Source organism: Streptomyces sindenensis, from assembly GCF_014649035.1.
GTDB classification, from domain to species: domain Bacteria; phylum Actinomycetota; class Actinomycetes; order Streptomycetales; family Streptomycetaceae; genus Streptomyces; species Streptomyces sindenensis.
This window is the reverse complement of sequence record NZ_BMSG01000066.1, coordinates 1-6,375: the sequence shown is the minus strand read 5'-3', so window position 1 is coordinate 6,375 and position 6,375 is coordinate 1. Positions and strand designations below refer to the sequence as shown.

Annotated in this window: 7 protein-coding genes; 2 read left to right on the top strand and 5 right to left on the bottom strand. The window is 70.4% G+C overall.

The genetic code is table 11. From position 1 onward, the window contains the following. Nucleotides 1-38 precede the first annotated feature (38 nt). Together IE145_RS32965 and IE145_RS32960 are read right to left on the bottom strand one after the other, a co-directional pair. A complete protein-coding gene (locus tag IE145_RS32965; protein ID WP_189529093.1) occupies nt 39-305 on the bottom strand; it encodes a hypothetical protein in 267 nt (88 codons plus the stop codon). Nucleotides 306-444: 139 nt separating this feature from the next. Beyond that, on the bottom strand, nt 445-1,497 hold the full coding sequence (locus tag IE145_RS32960) for a tyrosine-type recombinase/integrase (protein ID WP_229826028.1): 1,053 nt from the start codon (nt 1,495-1,497) through the stop codon (nt 445-447). Between the two features lie 216 nt (nt 1,498-1,713). Between IE145_RS32960 and IE145_RS32955 the strand changes: the two genes are divergently transcribed. Then, nucleotides 1,714-2,016, top strand: a complete 303-nt coding sequence (locus tag IE145_RS32955; protein WP_229826027.1) for a hypothetical protein — start codon at nt 1,714-1,716, stop codon at nt 2,014-2,016. 111 nt (nt 2,017-2,127) lie between these two features. Next, the gene (locus tag IE145_RS32950; protein ID WP_229826026.1) at nt 2,128-2,661 is read left to right on the top strand and encodes a hypothetical protein; all 534 of its coding nucleotides are present in this window, start codon (nt 2,128-2,130) and stop codon (nt 2,659-2,661) included. A gap of 236 nt (nt 2,662-2,897) precedes the next feature. On the opposite strand, the gene IE145_RS32945 is transcribed toward IE145_RS32950, so the two are convergent. The 3 genes from IE145_RS32945 to IE145_RS32935 all read right to left on the bottom strand — a co-directional run bounded on the left by IE145_RS32945 (nt 2,898) and on the right by IE145_RS32935 (nt 6,266). Continuing rightward, nucleotides 2,898-3,542, bottom strand: coding sequence for a uracil-DNA glycosylase (locus IE145_RS32945; RefSeq protein WP_229826025.1), 645 nt, complete (start codon nt 3,540-3,542; stop codon nt 2,898-2,900). Nucleotides 3,543-3,984: 442 nt separating this feature from the next. Next, nucleotides 3,985-5,334, bottom strand: a complete 1,350-nt coding sequence (locus tag IE145_RS32940; RefSeq protein ID WP_189529091.1) for an amidohydrolase family protein — start codon at nt 5,332-5,334, stop codon at nt 3,985-3,987. Between the two features lie 167 nt (nt 5,335-5,501). Continuing rightward, entirely contained in the window at nt 5,502-6,266 is a 765-nt protein-coding gene (locus tag IE145_RS32935) for a GntR family transcriptional regulator (protein WP_189529090.1), read from the bottom strand. Nucleotides 6,267-6,375: the final 109 nt, after the last annotated feature.

Below are 6,375 nucleotides of genomic sequence, written 5' to 3'. Positions count from 1 at the left end.
TGACCCCACCCGCAGCTCTGGCTGCATAAACCCCGCTGTCACCCGATCATGCAGCAGTCCCCTTCGTCCAGGGCTTGCGACCACTGTTCGTCTGTGAGGTCGGCGCAGGCGTCGGGCCGGGAGTCCGGGGTGTCGGCACCATTGACCTGGTCGATCATCAGGTCGAAGGCGGCGTCCGCGCATGCTTTGCTGATGCCGGTTTCGGTGGCGGCAGGCTCGGCTGCGCTCGGTGCGGCGGTCGGCTTGCTGTCATTGCCACTGCCGCACGCGGTGAGGCTGGCTATGAGCAGCGCGGCGGTAGCCATCGTTCGGGCGTGCATGGTCTCCCCAGGAGTCGCGAATCACTGGACATCATCCACCTTGTGCTGAGGTTATGGGGAAAGCGTGTCGAAGCCGTGACTACGCAGCGCTTCGGCTTCTGCGGCACTGGCTTGCGCCGCGAGCTCACCGGGGTCGGCGGGCAGCTGGGTCGGATGCGGCGACGTGGCGGGCTACGGCGTCGACGCCGGGTCGGGCGTACCGCTCCAGGGAGCGGACAGAGGCGTGCCGGGAGCGGGCCAGCAGCATCGGGGTGGAGGTACCGCCCTCGGCGTCATGCGTGAGAGCGGAGTGCCTCAGGCGGTGCAGGGTCCAGCCGCCCAGGTCTTCGGCGTCCTCGGGCGAGGCGAGCGGGTTGGCCAGCAGCCGTGTGGCGTACTCGAAGATCTCCTCGGCCCGCCGGTAGGACAGCCGGGCCCGTCCGGTCTCCGGACACACGTCCAGCGACGGCGTGCCGGCCGGCGCCTTGCGGCCGGTGAGAAACAGCGGCCCGCGGGTGCGTCCGGCGATGAGCCGAGGCAGCAGCTGGGCGGTGCCGGACTGCCAGTGGATCCACTCCGTCGCCCCGCCCTTGGCGGTGATCTTCCCGCGTTTGTCCTGCGGGTAGAGGTCTTCCACGTTCAGGCACAGCACCTCGTCCGCGCGGGCGGCGGACTCGTAGAGCATCTTCCACTGCGTCTTCTCCCGCAGGGCGACGTCCAAGCGCCACAGGGCGGCGATCTGGTTCTCCGCCAGGGCCTTGGTGCGGTCCGGCGGGGCCGGCCGCCGCTCGATGCCGATCGTCGGATCGACGACGATCCAGCCCTGGCGCTGCCACCAGCCGATCGCCTTGCGCGCGATGGACAGCTCCCGGTTGACGGTGTCGGCGTCCATCTCGTCCGCCCGGGCCGCCGCCAGCTCGGCCAGGACCTCCGGCAGCACGGGGTCGTCGATCGCTGCGACGGCGAAGGCGGGCGGCTTTGCTCCCCGGCGGGCCGGCCCGGTCGGTGCGGGCTCGCCGGCGAACATCCAGCCCCACGTCGTCAGCGAGATCCGGTAGATCCGCGCGGAGGACTTCGCGATCCCGGCGCCGGTGAGGTACCGCTCGACCGCCGCGGTGTACGTGACCGGAGGGGCGGACAGGGGCACCACCCGGGCGCGCGGCAACCTGAGCGCGCCCCCGGCCCCAAGCTCGGTCACTGGTTCGATCGTCACGCTCGCCCTGCCCTTCGACACTGCCGCAGTAAATGCGTACACCTCGCCTCGATGGCCGGGGTGCCCCGCCGCAGGTCGCGACGATCACGATAGAGGCTCCGCCGCAGTAAATCCGGCATTTACTGCGGCAGCCGCGATCCCTAGGAGACCTTTCTAGAATGCTTTCCTTGACGCACCTTCTAGAAGAAGTACCTTGTAGTCATGACGAAGAGCGAAACGCGGCTGATGCCGACGGGTACTTGTTGGTGCGGATGCGGGAACGAGGTCGGCCTCGGCTCCTTCTTCTCCCAGGGACACGACAAGATCGCAGAGGCCGCCCTCCTTGCGGCCCGATATGACAACTCCGTCGCCCGACTCATCGCACATCACGGGTTCGGGCCCGACAACGGCGTCCGCGAGGCGGCTGTCGAGAACGGCAACTGGGAGCGGTGTCCCGGGGCGGACTGCAACTACCTCGGTGCCCCCGCCAGCATCCGCGTCCACCGTAAGAAGGCCCAGCACTAGATTCCAAGCTCACCAAGCCCGAGCGGGGGCAGGTCGTTGACCTGCCCCCGCTCGGCTGCGGTATGACACCTACGCCGAGGACTGTCAGATGCGCCTGGCACGATGCCCCGCATGAGCCCGACACCAGAGCTGACGCAGAGAACCCTGACCGCACAAGGCTTCCGCGGCTTCGTGCCATTCCGTGAACTGCCCGGCAGTAACGTCCCCACCGGGCACGGAATCTACGTGGTGATCCGCACGGACACCTCGCCCCCGTCGTTCCTCCCCACCAGCCCTGCCGGGCACCTCAAGGGCCGCGACCCGTCCGTGACCGCCGACAAGCTCGGCGATGCCTGGGTGGACGGGGCGGCGGTCGTGTACATCGGCAAGGCCGCGGGTCAGGACGGACTGAATCAGCGGCTTGCCGACTACCGCCGCCACGGCACCGGTCTGCTGGCCGGCCACTGGGGCGGACGCTACATCTGGCAGCTGGCCGACTCAGACGCACTGCTCGTCGCCTGGCGGCCGATATCCGAGGAGGACCCGGGTGAGGCCGAGCAGGACCTGATCGACGAGTTCAAAGAACTCCATGGAGGAGCTCTGCCCTTCGCCAACCTCAGGAACAACTCCCGAAAGATTGCGGAGACAGACGCCAGCCTCAACTGATCCCGGTCACCCTGTACCGCTCAGGGGCTGCGCGCCAGCGGCTGCGACCCCTGAGCGGTACAGGGAGGCGAGCATGACCCCGCCGAGCTGCACTCTGATTCACCAAGATCATTCCGTGGTGGCTTTTGGGGTCACCCTGGATGAGCCCCTACGACGAGCGCACGGTCCCCTGTTTCGGAGGGCTGATCCGGGGCCTTTGCCGGGCTCGCCTTGGACGGCGTAGACACGGTGGAGCCCTACGGCTGCCCAACCGCCCCACGGAGCACGTCACCGACGGTCTGGAAGGAGTCGACTCTGTGCTGTGCGCGGCGGGAGCGTTCCTCCGGGTCCGGCGTGAAGAGAGCCTGCCGTCCCGGGTGGTAGGTGCTGACCACCTTCAGACTTAGTTCGCGGACAGTTCCGGGGTGCGTCTTGAGCAGGCGGCGCCACGCGTCCTGGGCTTCGTTGCCTTGGAGAAGCACGACCTCGATCTTCGGCATCAGCCCCAGCAGCTGCTTCAGGACCTCGACGCCGGCCTGGATCTCGGCCGCCTTCGGCGAGCGGTTGATGTACCAGGGGTAGGCGTTCCAGGGAGTGACGTCTCGCGGCGCGATCCCCGCCCCCTCGAAGAGCTGGACCTGAAGCTCCGCTGTCGGGTCGTCGTTCTCCACGCACAGGAATCCCGAGCCGACACCCTCCTGCGTCTTGGGGCCCGGGTCCCGCAGGATCGACAGGGCGCGCGCCTCCACGCCCCCGTGCCAGGGGGCGACGTGAGGCATCCAGCCACGCCCGTCCTGGTCGCGCAAGGCGTCGACCATCTCATTGATCGGACGTACGTGGGAGGCGTAGCGCCCGTGCTCCTGCTCTATCCGGAACGCCTCGTCCCGCATTCGTCTCGCCATGCTTCCTCCGATACTGGCTTCCACTATCGCGAGGACCCTACCGGGCATGTCTGACACTGCAGCCTGCTCGATCCCTGCCCACAGGCGCCGGAGGACGAGCAGAGAAGGACGTGACGGAGGCTGCGGGCGTCTCTGTTGCCGATGGGAAGTGCCGAGATCCACAAGGAGCCGCACTCCACCTGGCCGTAGCCATAGGAGAACTGGGCCTCTACCGCCATCCGCTGTACCGCTCGCGCGGGGTCCGACCCCTAGCATCACGCAGCGCTACATGTCCGTTGGCCGTAGCTATACGAGAACACGGCCTACCAGCAGGGACACCTCACCCCGCCGCCCCGGCCCTCCGGCTTCCAGCAGCCAGGATCCCCGCGGTCCGCCCCGGTCCGCGCCCCGACCGCCCCGGTCAGCACCCCGACCGCGCCGGGCGACGCCCATGACCCGCAGGTCAGCCGCCGGCTAGCTGCCCGTCCCGGGCCACGATCCGCCCGCCGCGCACCACCATCTCGCGCTGCGGCAGGTCCACCAGGACCTGCGGCAGGCACTCCCCGCGCACCAGCAGGAAGTCGGCCGGCGAACCCGGTTCGAGGTCCGCCTCCGGCAGCCCCAGCAGCCGCGCCCCGCCGTCGGCCCCCGTCCGGAAGGCCGCCTCCAGCTCCTCGTCGAGGCGGGCGTCCCGCACCCGGGCCAGCAGGTGCGAGCGGTGCAGCATGTCCGCGTTGCCGAAGGGGCTCCAGGAGTCCCGTACGCCGTCGGAGCCGAGGCCCACCTCGACCCCGTGCTCCCGCAGCCGGTCGATCGGCAGCACCAGGTCCGAGGAGGGCGCGACCGTCGTCAGCGAGATCCCGGCGTCCGCCAACTCGGCTGCAAGGCGGTCCAGTTCCCGCTCGGGCAGGCCAGGAACGCAGAACACATGACTGACCGTCACCTTGCCCTGGAGCGACAGCGACTTGGTGCGGGCGATGATCGCGCGCAGCGACTCCACTCCCGTCGCGGCCCGCTCGTGCAGATGGATGTCGACGCCCACGCCGTGCCGGTCCGCGATACCGAAGACGATGTCGAGCTGCTCGTCGAGCGCCTCGTCGAACCCGATCGGGTCGATGCCGCCGACCCGGTCGATCGCCCCCGTGCGCGCGGCCTCCTCCAGCAGCTCCTTCGTCCCCGGTGTCCGGACCACCCCGTGCTGCGGAAACGCGACGATCTCCACGTCGAGCGCGTGCCGCAGCGCCCGGCGGGCCGATCCGACGCCCTCGACGCCCACCAGGTCGTAGGCGGGAGCGACGTCGACATGGGCCCGCATCGCCCGGGTGCCCTGGGTGACGGCATGGCCCATCAGGCGGTCGGCGCGCTTGTCCAGCGGGGTGCGGAGCGCGTGGTACAGCTTCACGTCCTCCTCGGTGTACCCGGCGATGGAACTCGCCGGGTTCCGGGTCACCCAGGGCTCGCCCCACGCCGTCTTGTCGGGGTGGATGTGCGCGTCGACCAGGGTCGGCAGCGCGATCCGGCCCTCGCAGTCCACGATCTTCGCACCGCGCGGGGCGGGGTCGGCGGTGATGACGCCGTCGACGACGGTGAGGTCGGCAGGGTGCGTCGCGCCGTAGGGCCGGACGTTCTTGAACACGGTGGCGCGGGCGTGGCCGCCCGTGCGGTCCGGCTGCTCGGTGATCCGGGCGGCGGCGGCAGGCGCGGCGGCCGTCCCGGCGGCCGTCCCGGCGGGCCCGGCTTCGGCGGCGGCCCCGGCGAGCACACCCCGCCTGGTCGGCCGGCCGGAAGGGGGCGGGGTGTTGGCGGCGCTCATGGGAGGGCTCCTTGGGTCGCGGAAGCGAGCGGAGCATTTTGTATACCAGAATGGTCCGGATTCCGGGAAGGAGTGATTCCGCTCCCCGGGCATCCAGGAAAGGTGCAGGAAATGCGCTCTACCCCCCGCCGGTCCCTCAAGGGGGCAAGTGATTGGTATACGAATAGTCAGACGTCGTCGAACAGGGACCGCAGGGCCACCGCCCGGCTGTCCCGCACGTGCAGCAGCGTGCTCGCCGCGGCCGACTCCTCGTCGCCCGCCGCGATGCACCGGAACATGACCGCGTGCTGGGCCCGCATGTGCTGCGGCTCCTCCCGCATCCCGAAGAGCAGCTGGAGCTGTCCGCTCAGCTGCTCCATGGTGCGGGCCAGCATCGGGTTGCCGCTGAGGGCCACGATGTCCTCGTGAAAGGCCGTGTGGGCCGCGACCTCGCGCGTGCCCTCGTCGTCCGACGCCGCCTCCTCGGCCCGGTCGAGGGAGCCCCGCAGCGCGGTGACGCCAGGCGGCTCCACCGGGGCGGATCCCGCCACCCGCCGCGCCGCGAGCCGGGAGGCCTGGACCGCGAGCGGCTCCCACACCTCGTACAGATGCTCCACATCGGCCCGCTCCAGCCGCCGCACCCGGACCCCGCTGTGCGGCAGCAGCTCCAGGAGCCCTTCGCCCACCAGGGCGCGCAGCGCCTCGCGGACCGGGACGCGGGACATCCGCAGCTCCTCGGCTACCTCGCGCTCCACGAGCCGGGCGCCCTGCGGATAGCGGCGGTCGACGATCCGCTGCCGGACCGCGTCCCGCGCCCGGACGCTGAGCGACGTACGCTCCGGCCGGGCGTCCTCATCGGGCTCCCGGCGGCCCGGAGCCGTCGCCCGCTCGCCCCCGGGACCGCCCGTCCGCGTTCCGTTCCGCCCTGCGCTGCTGCCCGCCACGTACGCCATCCTCCGCTCGGCATGCCTGACGGCCGAGGATACGCGGGCCCGCGGCCGTCAGAAAGTGTTGGGTAACTGATCAACTGCTGCTTGTAGTCGACGGCGGTGATCTTCGTGG